This window comes from Rathayibacter sp. AC182 (assembly GCF_979253875.1).
This window is the reverse complement of the sequence record NZ_CEEDEK010000004.1, coordinates 192,066-210,281: the sequence shown is the minus strand read 5'-3', so window position 1 is coordinate 210,281 and position 18,216 is coordinate 192,066. Positions and strand designations below refer to the sequence as shown.

Sequence of the window (18,216 nt, the reverse complement as noted above, 5' to 3'; positions counted from 1 at the left end):
TCGCCAGGAGCTCGTGAAGATCTGGACCGAGGCGACCGACGAGGTCGCCAAGGCCATGCGCGCGAACTTCCCGACCGACAACACCATCAACCGGATGGTCACGTCCGGTGCGCGTGGAAACTGGCTGCAGGTCCGCAACATCGCGGGCATGCGCGGCCTGGTGAACAACCCGAAGGGCGAGATCATCGCCCGACCGATCATCTCCTCGTACCGCGAGGGACTGTCGGTCGCCGAGTACTTCATCGCCACGCACGGTGCCCGCAAGGGTCTGGCCGACACCGCGCTCCGCACCGCGGACTCGGGATACCTGACGCGTCGTCTCGTCGACGTCTCGCAGGACGTCATCATCCGCGAGGACGACTGCGGCACGACCAAGGGCCTCGAGCTGCCGATCATGCTCCAGGACGCCACCGGCGCCTGGATCCAGGACTCCAACGTCGAGAACTCCGTCTACGCCCGCTCGCTCGCCACTCCGGCGACGAACGAGGCCGGCGAGGTCATCGCGGAGGCCGGGGAGGACGTCGGAGACGTCCTCATCGAGAAGCTCGTCGGCGCCGAGGTGCGTCACATCAAGGTCCGCTCGGTCCTGACCTGCGAGTCGGCCGTCGGCGTCTGCGCGGCCTGCTACGGCCGCTCGCTCGCCACCGGCAAGCTCGTCGACATCGGAGAGGCCGTCGGCATCATCGCGGCCCAGTCGATCGGCGAGCCCGGCACGCAGCTCACCATGCGCACCTTCCACACCGGTGGATCGGCCTCGGCCGACGACATCACGCAGGGTCTTCCCCGCGTGCAGGAGCTCTTCGAGGCCCGCACCCCCAAGGGCGCGTCGCCGATCGCGGAGGCCGCCGGTCGCATCACGATCGAGGACACCGACCGGGCCCGACGACTCATCCTCCAGCCGGACAACGGCGACGAGGCGGTCATCTACCCGGTGCTCAAGCGCTCGCAGCTCCTCGTCGAGGACGGCCAGTCGGTCGTGCTCGGTCAGCAGCTGCACGTCGGAACGGTCGACCCCAAGGAGGTCCTGCGCGTGCTGGGCGTCCGCGAGGTGCAGAAGCACCTGGTCGGCGGTGTCCAGGGCGTCTACCGCTCGCAGGGCGTGCCGATCCACGACAAGCACATCGAGGTCATCGTCCGTCAGATGCTCCGCAAGGTCACCGTGGTCGACCACGGCGACACGGATCTGCTGCCGGGCGAGCTCGTCGACCGCTCGCGCTACAGCGAGGTCAACCGTGCGGCTCTGACCGAGGGCAAGCGGACCGCGTCCGCCCGCCAGGAGGTCATGGGAATCACCAAGGCCTCGCTCGCGACCGAGTCGTGGCTGTCGGCCGCGTCCTTCCAGGAGACCACCCGCGTCCTGACGCAGGCGGCCATGGAGGGCAAGCGCGACCCGCTGCTGGGCCTGAAGGAGAACGTGATCATCGGAAAGCTGATCCCGGCTGGTACCGGTCTCCCGAAGTACCGCAACGTGTCCGTCGAGGCGACCGAGGAGGCGAAGGCCGAGCGGTACCCCAACCGCATCTTCGCCGACGACGCCGCGTTCAGCGACGCCGACCTCTCGTTCGTCGACTTCGACTCGTTCTCGAGCGACGGCTACGAGCCCGGCAACTACAGCTGAGCACGGACTGAGTGAGCGAAGGCCCCGCCGGGACACCGGCGGGGCCTTCGTCGTTCTCGGTCACCCGCACGGGGGGTCGACCGATCCGGGCAAGTCCCGCCGCTCCCCGTGCACGGATGATTGACTCGACACACGTTCGAGGGGTGCCCGCCCCGTGCCCGTCCAGTCGGGATCGCAGCGGTGAGGAAACGCGCGGATGAGACTCGTGGTCGTCGTGCTGGCCGCCCTTCTCGTGGTGGTCGGTGCTGTCGTGCTGCCCGCGGACAGGGCCGTCGCGGCCGGGGCGGTGCCGTCCTCCTGCGGAGCGGCGCAGCTCGCCCCCGTCCTCCCCGATGACGAGGTGCGGACGGTCGACGCCCCCGCGCGCGTCCCGATCGTCGTCCTGCACGGCTGGCTCGGCACCGCGACGCACGACGAGACGCGCACCGGCGCCTTCTCGCACCTGGTCGACCTCGTGGCCGTGAACGGCGTCGACGAGCCCGAGACGGTCTCGGAGCGCTCTGTCATCGGGCGGCTGCAGAACATCGAGGGCTCCGCGGTCTACACCTTCGACTACCGGGACCTCTCCGCTCGGTGGGTGACCGATCCCGGCATCAGCGATGCGCTCGCCTCCTCCCTCTCGTGCCTGGTGCAGGCGACGGGGAACCGCGCGATCGTGGTGGCGCACTCGATGGGCGGGCTGGCCGCGCGGCAGGCCCTGAGCCAGGACGTGGACGGCGTCCCCGTCGAGTCGCTGGTCTCGGACGTGATCACCTTCGGCACTCCGAACACCGGCTCGGACGTCGCCAAGCGGCTGGGGGAGATCATCGACTCGACGGGAGGAGTGAGCCCCGCGATGGTGGCCGGCCTCGAGCCGCAGAGCCGCCTGGGCTTCGCGGCGCTGATGGCCTCCTGCGGCGAGGCGGCCTCCGAGGACGCGACGAACGCGGGCGAGTGCACCGGCATGCCGATGATCGACGCTCTCTCGAGCCGGGCGGGGATCGCCATGCGGACCGGATCGACCGAGCTGGGAGAGCTCCCGCCCTGGCCGGCGAGCGTGCACGTGGTCGCGCTCGCGGGTGACATCCGGGTGAGGGTCGCCTCGCTGCTCGGCACCGGTGTCGGCGACGTCGATCTGGGCGACATCATGGTCGGGGCGAGCTCCGCCGAGGCCGGTGTCGACGAGTACGCCGTGTCGACCTGCCGCTACACGCTGATGACGCTCCCCGATGTGCCGTCGGTCGTAGCCGAGCTCAACCCGCTGGCCCGGCTGGGCGACGCCGTGCGGTTGGCGTCGCTGGTCGTCCGGATCGACGCGAGCCCGTGCCACCACGCGAAGCTGATGCGCAACACCGCTCTGGCCGAGCGCGCGGGCGCCGAGGCGGCCGACGCCGTCGCGGCCGTCCTCGCCGGGCCGCGCAGCGGCGAGGACCGCTCGCCGGCGGTGCTGCGCGGACTCCCGCCCTCGGAGGAGGCGCGCCGCCGCCCGGTGCGCTGAACGCCCGGGCGGCTCGCCGACCACGGGATTCCACTCATCGCTTCGCGACACGATGTCCCAGTCTTTTGACCGCCCCCGGAGGACTGCGCTTACCGTGAAAGAGGCCGAAGGGGCGGCCACCTGGGGGACAGGCAGCGCGGTCCGCCCGGCTTCCGAGCAGGAGGCGGGCCGCGCCCGTCTCCGACGAGCGTCGGGCACGCGCTACGCTCCCTCCATCGGGGGACGACGAAGGAGCCTCCGCATCCCGCCGGAGTGCGCATGACCCAGAATCCCGACCCGTCGGAGTCCCCGCGGGCCCCGCGCCTCAGCCGGGAGCAGGTGCGGACCAGGCTCCTCGACGCCGGTCTCCGAGGCCGTCCGCACCGGCGGCCTCCGGGTGGGCGTCTCCCACCTCCCGCTCGAGGACCTCATCCGGTCGGCCGGCGTCCCGCGGAGCACGGCGTACCGCATCTGGCCGAGCAGGCAGGACTACTTCGACGAGCTCCTCACCCGGATCCCCGACCGCCTGCTCTCGAACCGGCTCGACGAGCCGGCGCTGCAGGTCGGCGCGTCCTACCTGCACCAGAACACCGACGAGCAGGCGGGGCCCGAGCAGCGGCGCGCGACCCTCGTCGCCTCCGTCGCCGTCGCGATCGAGGCGAACTACGAGAACACGTTCGCCTCACGGCACTGGCGGAACTTCATCGCCCTCGCCGGCACGGTGGAGTCGCACGAGGACCTCGCGCGGAGCGTCCTGCACGACGCGCTGCGCAAGCGGCAGCAGCACTTCGTCGAGAACATGGCGAAGTACTACCGGCACACGCTCACCCAGGCGGGGCTGAGGGTCCGGCCGGTCTACGGCGACGCCTACACGGCGCTCGCCTCGGCGATCTCCGCGTACATCGAGGGGCTCTGCGTCGCGAGGATCGCCGACCCCGCACTGGTGACCGGGCCCCTCGACCCCGCCCGACCGCAGACTCCCAGTCTGGTGGTGGCCGGCGTGATGATGCTGATCGACGGCTTCTGCGAGCCGGTCCCGGAGGAGTAGACGGGTCGAGCACGGGATCGCTGCAGATCGTGCGATCAGGACGAGCTGAGAACGCGAGATCGTGCCCGACACGGCCTAGTCGTCGGCCGGAGGCTCGAGCATCCCCTCGACGATCGAGCGGATGGTCCACGACGCCAGGTGCCACTGGACCGGTTCGCCGGTGAGCCCGGGCGCCGTGATCACCTCGTCCAGGTCCCCGTCGATCAGACGGCTGCGGTGGGCGAGGCCGTCGATGACGATCGCGGTGAGGTGGGCGAGCTGCAGGGTCGTGAATCCGGGACGCAGGCTGCCCTGGAAGACGTCGAGCATCTCCTGGTAGAAGACCTGCATGCGGTGCGTGAGCATCGTCTCGATCCGCTTCGCGGTGGCGCGCACGGCCTCGCGGGCCGGCCCCTCCTCCATCGAGAACGTGCAGGCGAGCAGCGCGTTGTACGAGGACCAGTCCACCGAGCGGCGCAGGTTCGCCAGATTGGCGTTCGCGCCGATCCGGATCATCTCCCAGGCCACGGCCCGCCGACCGGTCGCGGTGCCCAGCCGGTCGGAGTGGCGCTCGTAGACCTCCCGCATGAGCTCCTGCGCCTCGGGATCGTCCCCGCCGGCGTAGCGGTCGTGCACGAACACCTCGCCGATCAGATCCGCGACGAACTCCTCGCGAGTGCTCCAGAGGCGGTAGACGGAGCTGCGGGGCACGTCAGCGAGGCGGATGTACTCCTCCATCGGCAGATGCGCGAACCCGACGGTGAGACCGTTCTGCGAGATCACGCCGCGCGCGGCGGAGAGCATGCGCTCCCGCACCACGTCGGCGGGGAGCCGCCGGGCGCGCGGGGGGCGGGGGTCGACGTCGTCCATAGAGAGCAGAGACTAGCCCGAGACCCGCGGCCGCGCACCGGAGCACGCGGAGCCCCTCCGGACCGCCGCCCCGGGACTGTTCGGGACGGCATGTCCCGATGGCTGGATCAGCGGGGCACCTGGCGCTACGGTGCCCCCGGGGGCGGCTCCCGACCGCGCCCACGAGGAGTCCCCGTGCCCGAGACCGAGCGCCTCGCCCTGACCGTCGTCGACGGTCTCGCGATCGAGCGCGCAGCCCTGCTCGCCCTTCTGCGCAGCGCCGTCCCGCAGTTCGACGTGCAGGACGGCGCCGGCAGCACCCCCGCCGAGACCGTCGTCGTCGTCGATCTCGACAGCGTCGCCCCCGGCGAGCTCGTCCGCACTCTGGCGCTGATGGGCGGGCGCTACCGCGGTCTCGTCGCCCTGTCGACCTCGGTCGCGCTCGAGACGGTCCGCGCCGTCCTGCGCTTCGAGCGGTCGGCCTTCGTCTGGAAGGGCGACGAGCCGGGCGACCTCGCGGCGGCCGTCGTGTCGGTGGCCTCGGGCCGCACCTGGATCTCGGAGGCGGCGCGCGTGCGCTTCCTCCGCACGAGCGAGGAGCGGCGGCCGGTCCTCAGTCCGCAGGAGAGCAGGGTGATGCGCTCCTACGGCGGGGGCACGGCCGTCAAGGCCGTCGCGCTCGAGATGCGGATCGCCGAGCACACCGTGCGCACCTACATCAAGCGCATCAAGATCAAGTACCTCGACGCCGGTGTCGCCCTGGAGTCACGGGTCGACTTCTACCGGCACCTCGACGGGCACGACGTCGCGCTGCGCAGCGGCGGCGACCGGATGCGGTCCCGCGCGCAGCAGGGCGATCGCGACGTCGGCGGCGACGGATCCGCGTGACGCCAGCAGGATCGCGTTGCCGCCCGAGCGGTGCTCGACGAACAGCGCCGCTCCGACCGCCGCGGTGACGGGCAGCAGCCGTCCCACCTCGCCGCGCAGCCGGTCCAGGCGCCGGTGGTCGGCGTCGTCCGCCACGTTGACGGCGAGCAGCCCGCCGCCGACGCGCTCGGCGATGCCCGCGAGCACCTCGGCGCGGTGGAAGGCGGCCGGGATCTCGTCTCCGTCGTACGCGTCCAGGACGACGAGGTCGAAGGATCGGAGGGAGCACCGCCGACGCGTCCCCGGCGATCACTCTCAGGCGGGCCCCGGCCGGCAGCGGGGCGTGCGCGAGGACGAACTCGACCAGTCCCTCCTCCAGCTCGACGACGGTCTGCTCGGATCCCGGCCGTGACGACGCCGTGTAGCGGGCGAGCGACAGCGCCCCGGCGCCCAGGTGCAGCACGCGGACCGGCTGCGCGGCCGGCGCGAGGGCGTCCACGACCGCCCCGAGCCGGGCGGTGTACTCCAGATCCAGCGCCCCCGGATCCGCGGGATCGATGAGCGACTGCTCCGACCCGTCGATCCTCAGCACCAGCGAGTCCGGGCGGACGGCGTCCGGCTCGAGGCGAACGGTCCGGCCGCCGGGCAGACGAGCGGAGGAGGCATCCCGCCACGCTAGCGCGCGTCCCGCGCGCCCGGGTCGGCGCGGCTACGGTGGCAGCCATGGCCGCCCTCATCCTCCTGGACGTCGACGGCGTCCTGAACCCCTCCGTCGTCAGCGATCGAGCGGCGGGCGGGCACCGGCTCGTCCTCGACCAGGATCGCGCCGCCCTCGTCGCCCGTCTCGCCGCGATCGGCACGATCGTCTGGGCGACGACCTGGCCGCCCGAGCTCACCTCGGTCCTCGCCCGCGATCTGCGACTTCCGGAGGGGACCGAGGCGATCGTCTTCCGCGGCGGTCTGCCGCGCGATCCGCGCTTCCCCGGGCAGACGGGCAAGCTCCAGCCCGTCGCCGCCTGGCTCGAGCAGGCGCGCGATCGGCAGGCGATCGACGCGGTCGTCTGGATCGACGACAACCTGCGGGAGGACGCCTACGCCTGGGCGGGGAGCAGGACACCCCGTTCCACCTCGTCCGCCCGGAGGCGGCGGAGGGCCTGACCTCCGACGAGGTGGCCGGCGCCGAGGAGTTCCTCGCCGCTCTCGCGCCGTCATCCGGGGTCATCGGGGAATAGGCCGCCCCCTCCCGGTGGTTATGGTCACTCCGGGCGCCCGCGGACCGAGTCCGCGCCGTCCGCTCGGCGGAGCCCCCGCTCCGCCCGGCACCCCCGCCGAGAACCGGCGCGACGACAACGTGAAGCATCGAAGGACACCCACCGTGACGCACCTCCCCGCCCGCACCTCCCTGCGCGTCCTGCTCGGCACCGCCGCAGCCGCCACCGCCCTCGTCCTCGCCGGATGCGCTCCCGCATCCACCGACGACGCGGTCTCCGGATCGACCGACGAGGGCACGACGGCCGCGAACTCGGGCCTGACGCTCGCCGAGGTGCAGGACGCCGGTGTGCTGACGATCGGCACCGAGGGCACCTACCAGCCCTTCTCCTTCCACGCCGACGGCGGCACCGGGGAGCTCACCGGCTACGACGTCGAGATCATCACCGCCGTCGCCGAGAAGCTGGGCGTCGAGCCCGAGTTCGAGGAGACCCAGTGGGACGCCATGTTCGCGGGTCTGGACGGCGGGCGCTTCGACGTCATCGCCAACCAGGTCTCGATCAACGACGAGCGCAGCGCCCGCTACGACTTCTCCGAGCCCTACGCCGTGAGCCCAGGAGTCGTCGTCGTCCCGACCTCCGACACCGAGATCACCTCGCTCCAGTCCCTCGAGGGCAAGACCACGGCCCAGTCGCTCTCCGAGCAACTGGTACGAGCTGGCCCAGGACGCCGGCGCGCAGGTCGAGGGCGTCGAGGGCTGGGCGCAGGCCGTGGCCCTCGTCGAGCAGGGCCGCGTCGACGCGACCATCAACGACCGCCTCACGTGGCTCGACTGGTCGACGAACTTCCCGGACCAGGCCGCCGGCCTCAAGGTCGCGGTGACCACGGACGACAGCTCCGAGAGCGCGTTCACCTTCTCCGAAGGGCTCCGACGACCTCGTGACCGCGGTCGACGAGGCGCTGGGCGAGCTGCGCGCCGACGGCACCCTCGCCGAGATCTCCGAGCGCTACTTCGGGGCCGACGTCTCCGAGTAGCCGGATCGGAGGGAGTCGGCGCGGCCGGCTCCCTCCTGCCGTTCCCGGGCCTCCTGCCGTTCCCGGGCCTCCCACGCCCGGGCCTCCGTGGCAACCTCGCGCGTCGACGCCTCGGGCGTGACAGCATTCCGGGGAGCGGCCCGCGCTCCGCCACCCCCGTCGAGAGGAGACGACATGGACATCGACCTGGTGCTCCGATCGTTCTGGCCGATCCTGTCGGGCGGTCTCGTCGGCACCATCCCGCTGGCGCTCGCGAGCTTCGCGCTGGGACTCGTCCTCGCCCTCGGCGTCGCGCTCATGCGGCTCTCCAAAGTGCGCGTCCTGGCCTGGATCGCCCGCGTCTACATCTCCGTCATCCGGGGCACGCCGCTCCTGGTGCAGCTCTTCGTGATCTTCTACGGGCTGCCGAGCCTGGGGATCAGGATCGATCCGTGGCCCAGCGCCATCATCGCCTTCGCGCTCAACGTCGGCGGCTACGCGGCCGAGGTCATCCGCGCCGCGATCCTCAGCGTGCCGAAGGGGCAGTGGGAGGCGGCGCACACGATCGGGATGGGTCGCGGGCTCGCCCTGCGGCGCATCATCCTGCCACAGGCCGCCCGGGTCTCCGTCCCGCCGCTGTCGAACACCTTCATCTCCCTGGTGAAGGACACGTCGCTCGCGTCCCTGATCCTCGTCACCGAGCTCTTCCGCCAGGCGCAGAAGATCGCCACCGCCTCGAGCGAGTTCATGCTCCTCTACCTCGAGGCCGCCCTGATCTACTGGCTCATCTGCCTCGTCCTCTCGAGCGGGCAGAGCCTCCTCGGGAAGCGATTGGACCGCTATGTCGCCCGCTGACGCCGCCCAGGACGCCCGGCCCGTGCTCTCCGTCCGCGGCCTCCGCAAGTCGTTCGGCTCGGTCGAGGTGCTCCGCGGGATCGATCTCGAGATCCGCCGCGGAGAGGTGATCGCGCTGATCGGCCCCTCCGGCTCCGGCAAGACCACCGTGCTGCGCTCGCTCAACAGCCTCGAGGTCCCGGATGCGGGCGTCGTCGTCCTCTCGGACGGCACCGCTCTCGACTTCGCCGCCGGCGTGGGCGAGGCGCCCGCTCACGGCGCTGCGCGACCGCTCGGCGATGGTCTTCCAGCACTTCAACCTCTTCCCCCACCTCACGGTGCTCGAGAACGTCACGGAGGGGCCGCTGCGCGTGCAGCGCCGCCCCGCGGCCGAGGTGGTGCCGGAGGCGGAGGCGCTGCTCGAGCGCGTCGGTCTCGGCGGCCGGGGCGGCGCGTACCCCTTCGAGCTCTCCGGCGGCCAGCAGCAGCGGGTGGGCATCGTGCGCGCGCTCGCGCTGCGCCCCGAGCTGCTGCTGTTCGACGAGCCCACCTCCGCGCTGGATCCGGAGCTGGTGGGCGAGGTGCTCTCGCTCATGCGCGAGCTGGCGGCCGAGGGCTGGACGATGCTCGTCGTCACCCACGAGCTCGAGTTCGCGCGCCGCGTCGCCTCCGAGGTCGTCTTCATGGCCGACGGCGTCGTCGTCGAGCGGGGCGTGCCGGCCGAGCTGCTGCGCGATCCGCACGAGCCGCGCACCCGGCAGTTCCTGCACCGCCTCCTGAACCCCCTGGAGTGAGGCTCCTGCGGCCGAGCAGCCTGGGAAGCCACTCCGAGTGGCACCCTTCTGCGGGTGACCGCGCGCCTGACCGCCGCCGGAGTCCTCCGTGCCTATCCTGACCGGGTGACTGGGAGAAGCGACGCCGAGACCGAGCGGATGCCGTCCGCGACCGAGGGGTCCGGCACCGCGACCGGCCCCCAGCCGACGCGCAGTACGTGTGGCCCGAGCCGCCGACGGGGTCCAGCACCGCGGTACCCGCTGCTGCTGCCGATCCGTCACCGCTGGGCTCGGTCGAGCCAGACCCCGCACCGCCCGCCCGCAGGGGGAACCGCCTCGCGGGGCTCGCGATCGCGCTGCTGACGACGGCCGTCTACGCCGCCCTGCTGCTCGCGGCGATCACCGCGATCCGGATCGTCGTGGACGCGGTGCCCGGCGACCCGCTCGCCGTCGCGCTCGCGGAGGCGCCCAGCCCGGCCTTCCTCGCCCCCGTCGCGGTCTTCTTCGCGGGCCTCGCCCTGATCGTCCTCGCCGTGAACCGCGCGGGGTGGTGGGCGTACGTCCTCGGCGGCTTCTTCGTCGCCGTCCTCGCCGGAGCGGCCGCGCTCGCCGGCGCCTGGTACAGCGTGGGAGGCGCGGCGCTCCCCTCCGACCGCGTTGTGCTCGTCGAGTTCCTCCGCGATCCGGTCGTGCTCGCGAGCGTCCTCGCCGCCGCGGTCCTCGCCCGCGAGGTGAGCGTCTGGGGCGGCGCGCTGATCGCCGGGCGCGCCCGCGGAGTGAAGCGCCGCAACGCCGAGCGGGAAGCCGCCGCGCGCTCGTGAGCGCGCCGGGGGAGGAGGGCCGGGGAGCGGGCCTGGGCTACGGGATCGCCCTCGCCGCGTTCGCCGCCTTCCTCTACCTCGCGCTCGTGGTCTGCGCGTTCGGCGTGCTGAGCCTCCTGCTGGATCAGGACGTCGTGCCCGAGCGCGACGCCGGACCGCTGCTCGGACCGGTGTCCGTGGCCGCCTGCGTCCTGGCGGTCCTGCTCTCGATGATCACCCTCGCGGCGCGCCCGTCCGTCACCCGCATCGTCGGGCCGTCGCTGCTCGCCGGGCTCGTCGCGTACCTGCTGTTCCTGCTCGTGGGCGGCGCTCTCTACGGTCTCGGCCGGCAGGAGCCGGGGAGATCCTCGGCTACGCGCTCGAGCACGCGGGCACCGCGTTCGCGATCGCGACCGGAGTCCTCGCTGCAGCGGTGCACGTGGTGTTCCTGCTCCTGCTGCTGCGCCGCGACGCCGGCGGGCAGCGCCCGCACTGGGGCTGGGAGGGCGACGAGCGGGAGTGAGGTGCACGGGCGGTCCCTCCGACCGTCGCAGCTCCCTCCTGCTCGCTGGGAGCGGACGCCGTCCGGTTGACCGGCCCCGTCACTCCCCGTAATATTCTTTGGGTGTGCGCTTTGGCGTGCGCTCCTGTCGTGCCTCCGGGCCCGCCGGGCGCCGCGCTTCGCTCCACCGGGTCCGCAAGGTCCGCGGGTTCGTCCGATCGGGCGGCCCCCACGGCATACCCGTCCTCCTCCCCGCTGCCCCGCTCGCCGGTGCACCGGGGTGCGTCGGGTCCAGATGAACTCGGCCGCGTCCGGCGACGGACAGGCCGAATGTCGACCATCGATCCGCTGTCACCGTGCAGCATTCAAGGAGCAGATCAGTGCCAACGATTCAGCAGTTGGTCCGGAAGGGACGCACGCCGAAGGTCACCAAGACCAAGGCGCCCGCCCTGAAGGCCAACCCCCAGCAGCGCGGCGTGTGCACCCGCGTGTACACGACCCACGCCCAAGCCGAACTCGGCCCTCCGCAAGGTGGCCCGCGTGAAGCTCTCCAACGGCACCGAGGTCACCGCCTACATCCCCGGTGAGGGCCACAACCTGCAGGAGCACTCGATGGTGCTCGTGCGCGGCGATCGTGTGAAGGACCTCCCCGGTGTCCGCTACAAGATCGTTCGCGGCGCCCTGGACACCCAGGCCGTCAAGAACCGCAAGCAGGCTCGCAGCCGGTACGGCGCGAAGATGGAGAAGAAGTAATGCCTCGTAAGGGCCCCGCTCCCAAGCGCCCCGTCGTCGCAGACCCCGTCTACGGCGCACCGGTCGTCAGCCAGCTCGTGAACAAGATCCTCCTGGACGGCAAGAAGGGTCTCGCCGAGCGCATCGTCTACGGCGCGCTCGAGGGCGTGTCCACCAAGAACGGCCAGGACGCCGTCGTCACGCTCAAGAAGGCGCTCGACAACGTCCGACCGACCCTCGAGGTCCGCAGCCGCCGCGTCGGCGGCTCGACCTACCAGGTCCCGGTCGAGGTCAAGCCGCACCGCGCCAACACCCTCGCCCTCCGCTGGCTCACCAGCTACGCGAAGGCCCGTCGCGAGAAGACGATGACCGAGCGTCTCATGAACGAGATCCTCGACGCGTCGAACGGACTCGGCGCCGCTGTGAAGCGTCGCGAGGACACCCACAAGATGGCCGAGTCGAACAAGGCCTTCGCGCACTACCGCTGGTAGCGCGTCCCGCGGCCGCTCCCGAGCGGCCGCGACCCCCAGGCCCGCAGCGTCAGTGCTGCGGGCCCGGCCAGCGGCCGATCCCGATCCCCGCGGTCGAGGCGACAGTCCCACCAGAACCCCAGCCGATCGGCCATGAGCCCGTTGCGCTGGCTCCATCACCAATCGGAGGAACTCCGTGGCACAAGATGTGCTCACCGACCTGAACAAGGTCCGCAACATCGGCATCATGGCCCACATCGATGCCGGCAAGACCACCACGACCGAGCGCATCCTGTTCTACACGGGTATCACGCACAAGATCGGTGAGGTGCACGACGGCGCCGCCACGATGGACTGGATGGCGCAGGAGCAGGAGCGCGGCATCACGATCACGTCCGCCGCGACGACGTGCTTCTGGAACAAGAACCAGATCAACATCATCGACACCCCGGGTCACGTCGACTTCACCGTCGAGGTGGAGCGCTCGCTCCGCGTCCTCGACGGCGCCGTCGCGGTGTTCGACGGCAAGGAGGGCGTCGAGCCCCAGTCCGAGACCGTCTGGCGCCAGGCCGACAAGTACGACGTCCCGCGCATCTGCTTCGTCAACAAGATGGACAAGCTCGGCGCCGACTTCTACTACACGGTCGACACGATCATCAACCGCCTCGGCGCGAAGCCGCTGGTCATCCAGCTGCCGATCGGCGCGGAGTCGTCGTTCGAGGGCGTCATCGACCTGGTCGAGATGCGCGCGCTCACGTGGCGCGGCGACTCCAAGGGAGACGTCCAGCTCGGTGCGAAGTACGAGATCGAGGAGATCCCGGCCGACCTCGCCGACAAGGCCGCCGAGTACCGCCAGAAGCTGCTCGAGACCGTCGCCGAGACCTCGGACGAGCTGCTCGAGAAGTACTTCGGCGGCGAGGAGCTGACCGTGGCCGAGATCAAGGCCGCGATCCGCAAGCTGACCGTCAACTCCGACATCTACCCCGTGCTCTGCGGCTCCGCGTTCAAGAACCGCGGCGTGCAGCCGATGCTCGACGCGGTCGTCGACTACCTCCCCCTCCCGCTCGACGTCCCGGCCATCGAGGCCCACGACGTCCGCGACGAGGAGAAGGTCATCATGCGGCACGCCGACTCGACCGAGCCCTTCTCGGCGCTCGCGTTCAAGGTCGCGGTGCACCCGTTCTTCGGTCGCCTGACCTACGTCCGCGTGTACTCGGGCAAGCTCGACTCCGGCGCCCAGGTCATCAACTCGACCAAGGGCAAGAAGGAGCGCATCGGCAAGATCTTCCAGATGCACTCCAACAAGGAGAACCCGGTCGACTCGGTCACCGCCGGCCACATCTACGCGGTCATCGGCCTCAAGGACACCACCACCGGTGACACCCTGAGCGACCCGCAGGCCCAGGTCGTCCTCGAGTCGATGACCTTCCCCGAGCCCGTCATCGAGGTCGCCATCGAGCCCAAGACGAAGGCCGACCAGGAGAAGCTCGGCACCGCGATCCAGAAGCTCGCGGAGGAGGACCCCACCTTCCGCACCGAGCAGAACCAGGAGACCGGTCAGACGGTCATCAAGGGAATGGGCGAGCTGCACCTCGACATCCTGGTGGACCGCATGAAGCGCGAGTTCAACGTCGAGGCCAACGTCGGCAAGCCGCAGGTGGCCTACCGCGAGACGATCCGCCGCACCGTCGAGAAGTACGACTACACCCACAAGAAGCAGACGGGTGGGTCGGGTCAGTTCGCGAAGGTCCAGATCACCATCGAGCCGATGGAGGTCGAGGCCGACAAGACCTACGAGTTCGTCAACGGCGTCTCCGGTGGACGCGTCCCCCGCGAGTACATCCCCTCGGTCGATGCGGGCATCCGCGACGCCATGCAGGTCGGCGTCCTCGCCGGCTACCCCATGGTCGGCGTGAAGGCGACCCTGGTCGACGGGCGGCGCACGACGTCGACTCCTCCGAGATGGCGTTCAAGATCGCCGGCTCGATCGCGTTCAAGGAGGCCTCGCGCAAGGCGCAGCCGGTCCTCCTCGAGCCGCTGATGGCCGTCGAGGTCCGCACCCCCGAGGAGTACATGGGCGACGTCATCGGCGACCTGAACTCCCGCCGCGGCATGATCCAGTCGATGGAGGACGCCACCGGTATCAAGGTCATCCGCGCGAACGTGCCGCTGTCCGAGATGTTCGGCTACATCGGCGACCTGCGCTCGAAGACCTCGGGCCGTGCCGTCTACTCGATGACGTTCGAGACCTACAGCGAGGTCCCCAAGGCCGTCGCCGAGGAGATCGTCCAGAAGAACAAGGGCGAGTAACTCCGCCCCTTCCCCCCGCCGCTCGACCGGACGGCGGGGGACTGGTAGTGTCGTGCGGGTTTGCTGCCGCCTACGCGCGTGGAAACCCGCACGACCTCTGCCGGTAACATAAGTACACAAAACCCCCGCAAGCCCTCATGTCCTCGTGCCGCCCCGTGCGGCGGTCGGATGCGGATGCTTGCACCTAAGTCCTGAGGAGGACCCACAGTGGCTAAGGCCAAGTTCGAGCGGACCAAGCCGCACGTCAACATCGGAACCATCGGTCACGTCGACCACGGAAAGACCACGCTGACCGCGGCGATCTCCAAGGTTCTCGCTGACAAGTTCCCGTCCGCGACCAATGTTCAGCGCGACTTCGCGTCGATCGACTCGCTCCCGAGGAGCGCCAGCGCGGCATCACGATCAACATCTCGCACGTCGAGTACGAGACGCCGAAGCGCCACTACGCGCACGTCGACGCCCCGGGTCACGCCGACTACATCAAGAACATGATCACCGGCGCGGCGCAGATGGACGGCGCGATCCTCGTGGTCGCCGCCACCGACGGCCCCATGGCTCAGACCCGTGAGCACGTCCTCCTCGCCAAGCAGGTCGGCGTCCCCTACCTCCTCGTCGCCCTGAACAAGGCCGACATGGTGGACGACGAGGAGATCCTGGAGCTCGTCGAGCTCGAGGTCCGCGAGCTGCTCTCGTCGCAGGGCTTCCCCGGCGACGACGCCCCCGTCGTGCGCGTCTCCGGTCTCAAGGCCCTCGAGGGCGACGAGGCCTGGACCCAGTCGATCATCGACCTCATGGACGCCGTCGACGAGTCCATCCCGGACCCGATCCGCGACAAGGACAAGCCGTTCCTCATGCCGATCGAGGACGTCTTCACGATCACCGGTCGTGGAACCGTCGTCACCGGCCGTGCGGAGCGTGGAACCCTCGCTCTGAACTCCGAGGTCGAGATCGTCGGCATCCGCCCGACGCAGAAGACCACGGTCACCGGAATCGAGATGTTCCACAAGCAGCTCGACGAGGCCTGGGCTGGCGAGAACTGCGGTCTGCTCCTCCGCGGCACCAAGCGCGAGGACGTCGAGCGCGGCCAGGTCGTCGTCAAGCCGGGTTCGGTCACGCCGCACACCGACTTCGAGGGCACCGCGTACATCCTGTCCAAGGATGAGGGTGGGCGTCACAACCCGTTCTACGCGAACTACCGCCCGCAGTTCTACTTCCGCACCACCGACGTCACCGGCGTCATCACGCTGCCCGAGGGCACCGAGATGGTCATGCCCGGCGACACCACCGACATGACGGTCGCGCTGATCCAGCCGATCGCCATGGAGGAGGGCCTCGGCTTCGCCATCCGCGAGGGTGGACGCACCGTGGGTGCCGGAACGGTCACCAAGATCGTCAAGTAGGTTCTTCCTGCTGATCTCTCGAGAGGGGTCGTCCGCTTCGTGCGGGCGGCCCCTTCCGTGTTCCCCGCGGTCGATCGTCCGCCGCCCAGGTCCGCTCGCCGGTTAGCGTGGAGCGCATGGTGTTCGTCAAGAGCGATCCGTCCGCCGCTGCGCAGTTCTTCGAGTGGGAGGCCGCCGGGCTGCGCTGGCTGAGCGAGGCGGAGCCGCGCGGTGGCGCCCGGTGCGTCGAGGTCCTCTCGGTCTCGCCCGGTCGGATCGAGCTCGCGACGGTCGAGCCGGTGCGTCCGACCGCCGCCGCAGCCGCCGACTTCGGCCGTGCGCTCGCGGCGACGCACGATCTCGGAGCGGAGGCGTTCGGAGCGGCACCCGAGGGCTGGGACGGCCCTGCCTGGATCGGCCGGCGCCGGATGCCCTGCACCGCCGAGGAGTCCTGGGGCCGCTTCTACGCCGAGCAGCGGGTCCGCCCGTTCCTTCCGGTCGCCGTCCAGGCGGGGAATCTCTCCCGATCCGGCGCCGAGACCGTCGAGAGGGCGCTCGACCGCGTCGCCGCGGGGGAGTTCGACGGCTCGGAGCGGCCTGCGCGACTGCACGGGGATCTGTGGACGGGGAACGTGCTGTGGTCCGCCTCCGGTGCCGTGCTGATCGATCCGGCCGCGCACGGTGGCCACCGCGAGACCGATCTCGCCATGCTGGCGCTCTTCGGCGCCCCTCACCTCGACGAGATCCTCCGGGGCTACGACGAGTCGCACGCCCTCGCCGACGGCTGGGAACAGCGCGTCGCCCTGCACCAGCTGCATCCGCTCGCGGTGCACGCCGCCGGCCACGGACCCTCCTACGGCGGCGCCCTCGTCGAGTCGGCGACCCGGGTCCTCGCCCTCTGACGCCCCACCGTTCGTCCAGGACAGGACGCCACACTGGGCGCGCGCGGAACGCCGCGCGTCGATCAAGGAGAAGTCATGGTGGATCTCGGGAAGCTCGGACGTCAGGCAGCGGAGCTGCTGCAGAGCCAGAAGGCCCAGGAGGCGCTTCGCAGCGAGAAGGCCGAACGCGTCTCGGACCAGGTCCTCGAGAAGACGAGCGACATCGCGAGCCGCCTCACCAAGGGCAAGTACGACGACCGCATCGAGGACCTCAAGCGCCAGGCCGACAAGCGCCTCGGCAACGAGTAGGGCCTCCTGGGCCCGCTCGGCACCCTCCCGTCAAGCGGGTGCCGAGCGAGGTGCCCCCGTCCTAGGGTCGTGCCGATGGCTGAGACGCGCGCGCAGAGACTCCGAAGGACCGACTCGAGCAGTCGCGGATACACCCGGGTCCGTGCCGGCTCCGGCTTCAGCTACCGCGACCCCAAGGGCGTCACGGTCACCGACCCGGAGCTGCGGGCGCGGTTCGACGCACTCGGCATCCCGCCGGCCTGGAAGGACGTCTGGATCGCTCCGTACCCCAACGGCCACATCCAGGCCATGGGCGTGGACGCGGCCGGACGCCGGCAGTACATCTACCACCCGACTTGGCGCGAGCAGAAGGACCGGATCAAGTTCGATCGGGCGCTCCGTCTCGCGGAGTCCTCCCGAGTGCGCGCCGAGCCGTGACGATGGACCTCCGCCGCGACGGGTACGGCCGGGAGCGCGCCCTCGCGACGGCGTTCCGGATGCTCGACACCGGCTCCCTCCGCGTCGGCAGCGAGCGCTACGCGAAGGAGCACGGGAGCATCGGCCTCTCGACCCTCCTCTGCTCCCACGCCACCACGCACGGCGACCGCGTCGCCCTCGCGTTCCCGGGCAAGAGCCACCAGGCCTGGACGAGCGAGATCCTCGACAAGGACCTCTCCAGCGTCGTCCGCTCCCTCAAGCGACGCGGTCCGAACGCCCGGCTGCTCGCCTGGAAGGACGGCCGCGAATGGCATCCCCTCTCGGCGCCGGAGATCAACGACTACGTGCGCGAGAAGGCGGGCGACGACTTCACGGCGAAGGACTTCCGCACTCTGCACGGAACGGTGGCGGCCGCGCTGAGCCTGGCGCGGACCGGCCCGCAGCCGACCCAGCGCGCCCGCAACGCGGCGATCGCGCAGGCCATGCGCGACGCCTCCGACGTCCTCGGCAACACCCCCACCGTGGCGCGGGCGAGCTACGTCGATCCGCGGGTGCTGGACCACTACCGCGCCGGCGAGACCATCGATCCCCGCCGCCCGGACTCGGCCGAGACGACCCTCCGGGCCCTCCTCTACGAGTGACCCGCCGCCCCGGAATCCCGGGGAGTGGAGGCCCCCGACGCGCGACACGCCCGGGTTGCACGGGTGGCTCATCTGTGGGAGACTCTTCTAGTTCAAAATTTTCGCCGACGCAGCGTGCTGCAGCCGGT

At 70.9% G+C, this 18,216-nt stretch carries 12 protein-coding genes and 6 pseudogenes; 17 read left to right on the top strand and 1 reads right to left on the bottom strand.

Going from position 1 to position 18,216, the window contains the following annotated elements; translation table 11 throughout:
* Nucleotides 1-13: 13 nt before the first annotated feature.
* The 3 genes from AC0CII_RS09325 to AC0CII_RS09315 all read left to right on the top strand — a co-directional run bounded on the left by AC0CII_RS09325 (nucleotide 14) and on the right by AC0CII_RS09315 (nucleotide 4,122).
* Nucleotides 14-1,618 (top strand): DNA-directed RNA polymerase subunit beta', encoded by a 1,605-nt coding sequence (locus AC0CII_RS09325; RefSeq protein ID WP_465229221.1) that lies wholly within the window; start codon nucleotides 14-16, stop codon nucleotides 1,616-1,618.
* Nucleotides 1,619-1,814: 196 nt separating this feature from the next.
* Nucleotides 1,815-3,095 carry an esterase/lipase family protein gene (locus AC0CII_RS09320; protein ID WP_465227894.1) on the top strand — a complete coding sequence of 427 codons (1,281 nt, stop codon included), beginning with the start codon at nucleotides 1,815-1,817 and terminating at the stop codon, nucleotides 3,093-3,095.
* A 376-nt stretch (nucleotides 3,096-3,471) separates the two neighbouring features.
* Nucleotides 3,472-4,122 (top strand): hypothetical protein, encoded by a 651-nt coding sequence (locus tag AC0CII_RS09315; protein ID WP_465229220.1) that lies wholly within the window; start codon nucleotides 3,472-3,474, stop codon nucleotides 4,120-4,122.
* Between the two features lie 75 nt (nucleotides 4,123-4,197).
* On the opposite strand, the gene AC0CII_RS09310 is transcribed toward AC0CII_RS09315, so the two are convergent.
* Complete coding sequence (locus AC0CII_RS09310) at nucleotides 4,198-4,905, bottom strand: hypothetical protein (protein ID WP_465229219.1); 708 nt, start codon at nucleotides 4,903-4,905, stop codon at nucleotides 4,198-4,200.
* Nucleotides 4,906-5,145: 240 nt separating this feature from the next.
* Here AC0CII_RS09310 and AC0CII_RS09305 point away from each other — a divergent pair, with 240 nt between their 5' ends.
* The 14 genes and pseudogenes from AC0CII_RS09305 (at nucleotide 5,146) to AC0CII_RS09240 (ending at nucleotide 18,088) form a co-directional block, all read left to right on the top strand.
* Nucleotides 5,146-5,838, top strand: a complete 693-nt coding sequence (locus AC0CII_RS09305; RefSeq protein ID WP_207403189.1) for a LuxR C-terminal-related transcriptional regulator — start codon at nucleotides 5,146-5,148, stop codon at nucleotides 5,836-5,838.
* Between the two features lie 702 nt (nucleotides 5,839-6,540).
* Entirely contained in the window at nucleotides 6,541-6,975 is a 435-nt protein-coding gene (locus AC0CII_RS09300) for an HAD domain-containing protein (protein ID WP_465229218.1), read from the top strand.
* A gap of 217 nt (nucleotides 6,976-7,192) precedes the next feature.
* Nucleotides 7,193-8,061, top strand: a pseudogene (locus tag AC0CII_RS09295) (amino acid ABC transporter substrate-binding protein).
* Nucleotides 8,062-8,235: 174 nt separating this feature from the next.
* Entirely contained in the window at nucleotides 8,236-8,895 is a 660-nt protein-coding gene (locus AC0CII_RS09290; RefSeq protein ID WP_465229291.1) for an amino acid ABC transporter permease, read from the top strand.
* Nucleotides 8,882-9,668: pseudogene (locus tag AC0CII_RS09285) on the top strand (amino acid ABC transporter ATP-binding protein). Before AC0CII_RS09290 ends, AC0CII_RS09285 begins: the two are co-directional and overlap by 14 nt.
* 197 nt (nucleotides 9,669-9,865) lie before the next feature.
* Complete coding sequence (locus AC0CII_RS09280; RefSeq protein WP_465229217.1) at nucleotides 9,866-10,468, top strand: hypothetical protein; 603 nt, start codon at nucleotides 9,866-9,868, stop codon at nucleotides 10,466-10,468.
* Complete coding sequence (locus AC0CII_RS09275) at nucleotides 10,465-11,040, top strand: DUF6121 family protein (RefSeq protein WP_465229216.1); 576 nt, start codon at nucleotides 10,465-10,467, stop codon at nucleotides 11,038-11,040. The genes AC0CII_RS09280 and AC0CII_RS09275 overlap by 4 nt, the downstream gene beginning before the upstream one ends.
* Nucleotides 11,041-11,329: 289 nt before the next feature.
* Nucleotides 11,330-11,702, top strand: a pseudogene (gene rpsL / locus AC0CII_RS09270) (30S ribosomal protein S12).
* Complete coding sequence (gene rpsG, locus AC0CII_RS09265) at nucleotides 11,702-12,172, top strand: 30S ribosomal protein S7 (protein ID WP_056037355.1); 471 nt, start codon at nucleotides 11,702-11,704, stop codon at nucleotides 12,170-12,172. Before rpsL ends, rpsG begins: the two are co-directional and overlap by 1 nt.
* A 175-nt stretch (nucleotides 12,173-12,347) precedes the next feature.
* Nucleotides 12,348-14,461: pseudogene (gene fusA, locus AC0CII_RS09260) on the top strand (elongation factor G).
* Between the two features lie 207 nt (nucleotides 14,462-14,668).
* Nucleotides 14,669-15,861 (top strand): annotated as a pseudogene (tuf, locus tag AC0CII_RS09255) (elongation factor Tu).
* 116 nt (nucleotides 15,862-15,977) lie between these two features.
* On the top strand, nucleotides 15,978-16,742 hold the full coding sequence (locus AC0CII_RS09250) for a fructosamine kinase family protein (RefSeq protein ID WP_465227902.1): 765 nt from the start codon (nucleotides 15,978-15,980) through the stop codon (nucleotides 16,740-16,742).
* A gap of 75 nt (nucleotides 16,743-16,817) precedes the next feature.
* Nucleotides 16,818-17,030 (top strand): Rv0909 family putative TA system antitoxin, encoded by a 213-nt coding sequence (locus AC0CII_RS09245; RefSeq protein ID WP_372490700.1) that lies wholly within the window; start codon nucleotides 16,818-16,820, stop codon nucleotides 17,028-17,030.
* Nucleotides 17,031-17,105: 75 nt separating this feature from the next.
* Nucleotides 17,106-18,088: pseudogene (locus AC0CII_RS09240) on the top strand (DNA topoisomerase IB).
* Nucleotides 18,089-18,216 lie beyond the last annotated feature (128 nt).

Coding starts and splice junctions, on each gene's coding strand:
- AC0CII_RS09245 (WP_372490700.1), top strand. CDS start 16,818: ATGGTGGATCTCGGGAAGCTCGGACGTCAGGCAGCGGAGCTGCTGCAG.
- AC0CII_RS09310 (WP_465229219.1), bottom strand. CDS start 4,905: ATGCTCTCCGCCGCGCGCGGCGTGATCTCGCAGAACGGTCTCACCGTC.
- AC0CII_RS09300 (WP_465229218.1), top strand. CDS start 6,541: ATGGCCGCCCTCATCCTCCTGGACGTCGACGGCGTCCTGAACCCCTCC.
- rpsG (WP_056037355.1), top strand. CDS start 11,702: ATGCCTCGTAAGGGCCCCGCTCCCAAGCGCCCCGTCGTCGCAGACCCC.
- AC0CII_RS09290 (WP_465229291.1), top strand. CDS start 8,236: ATGGACATCGACCTGGTGCTCCGATCGTTCTGGCCGATCCTGTCGGGC.
- AC0CII_RS09250 (WP_465227902.1), top strand. CDS start 15,978: ATGGTGTTCGTCAAGAGCGATCCGTCCGCCGCTGCGCAGTTCTTCGAG.
- AC0CII_RS09320 (WP_465227894.1), top strand. CDS start 1,815: ATGAGACTCGTGGTCGTCGTGCTGGCCGCCCTTCTCGTGGTGGTCGGT.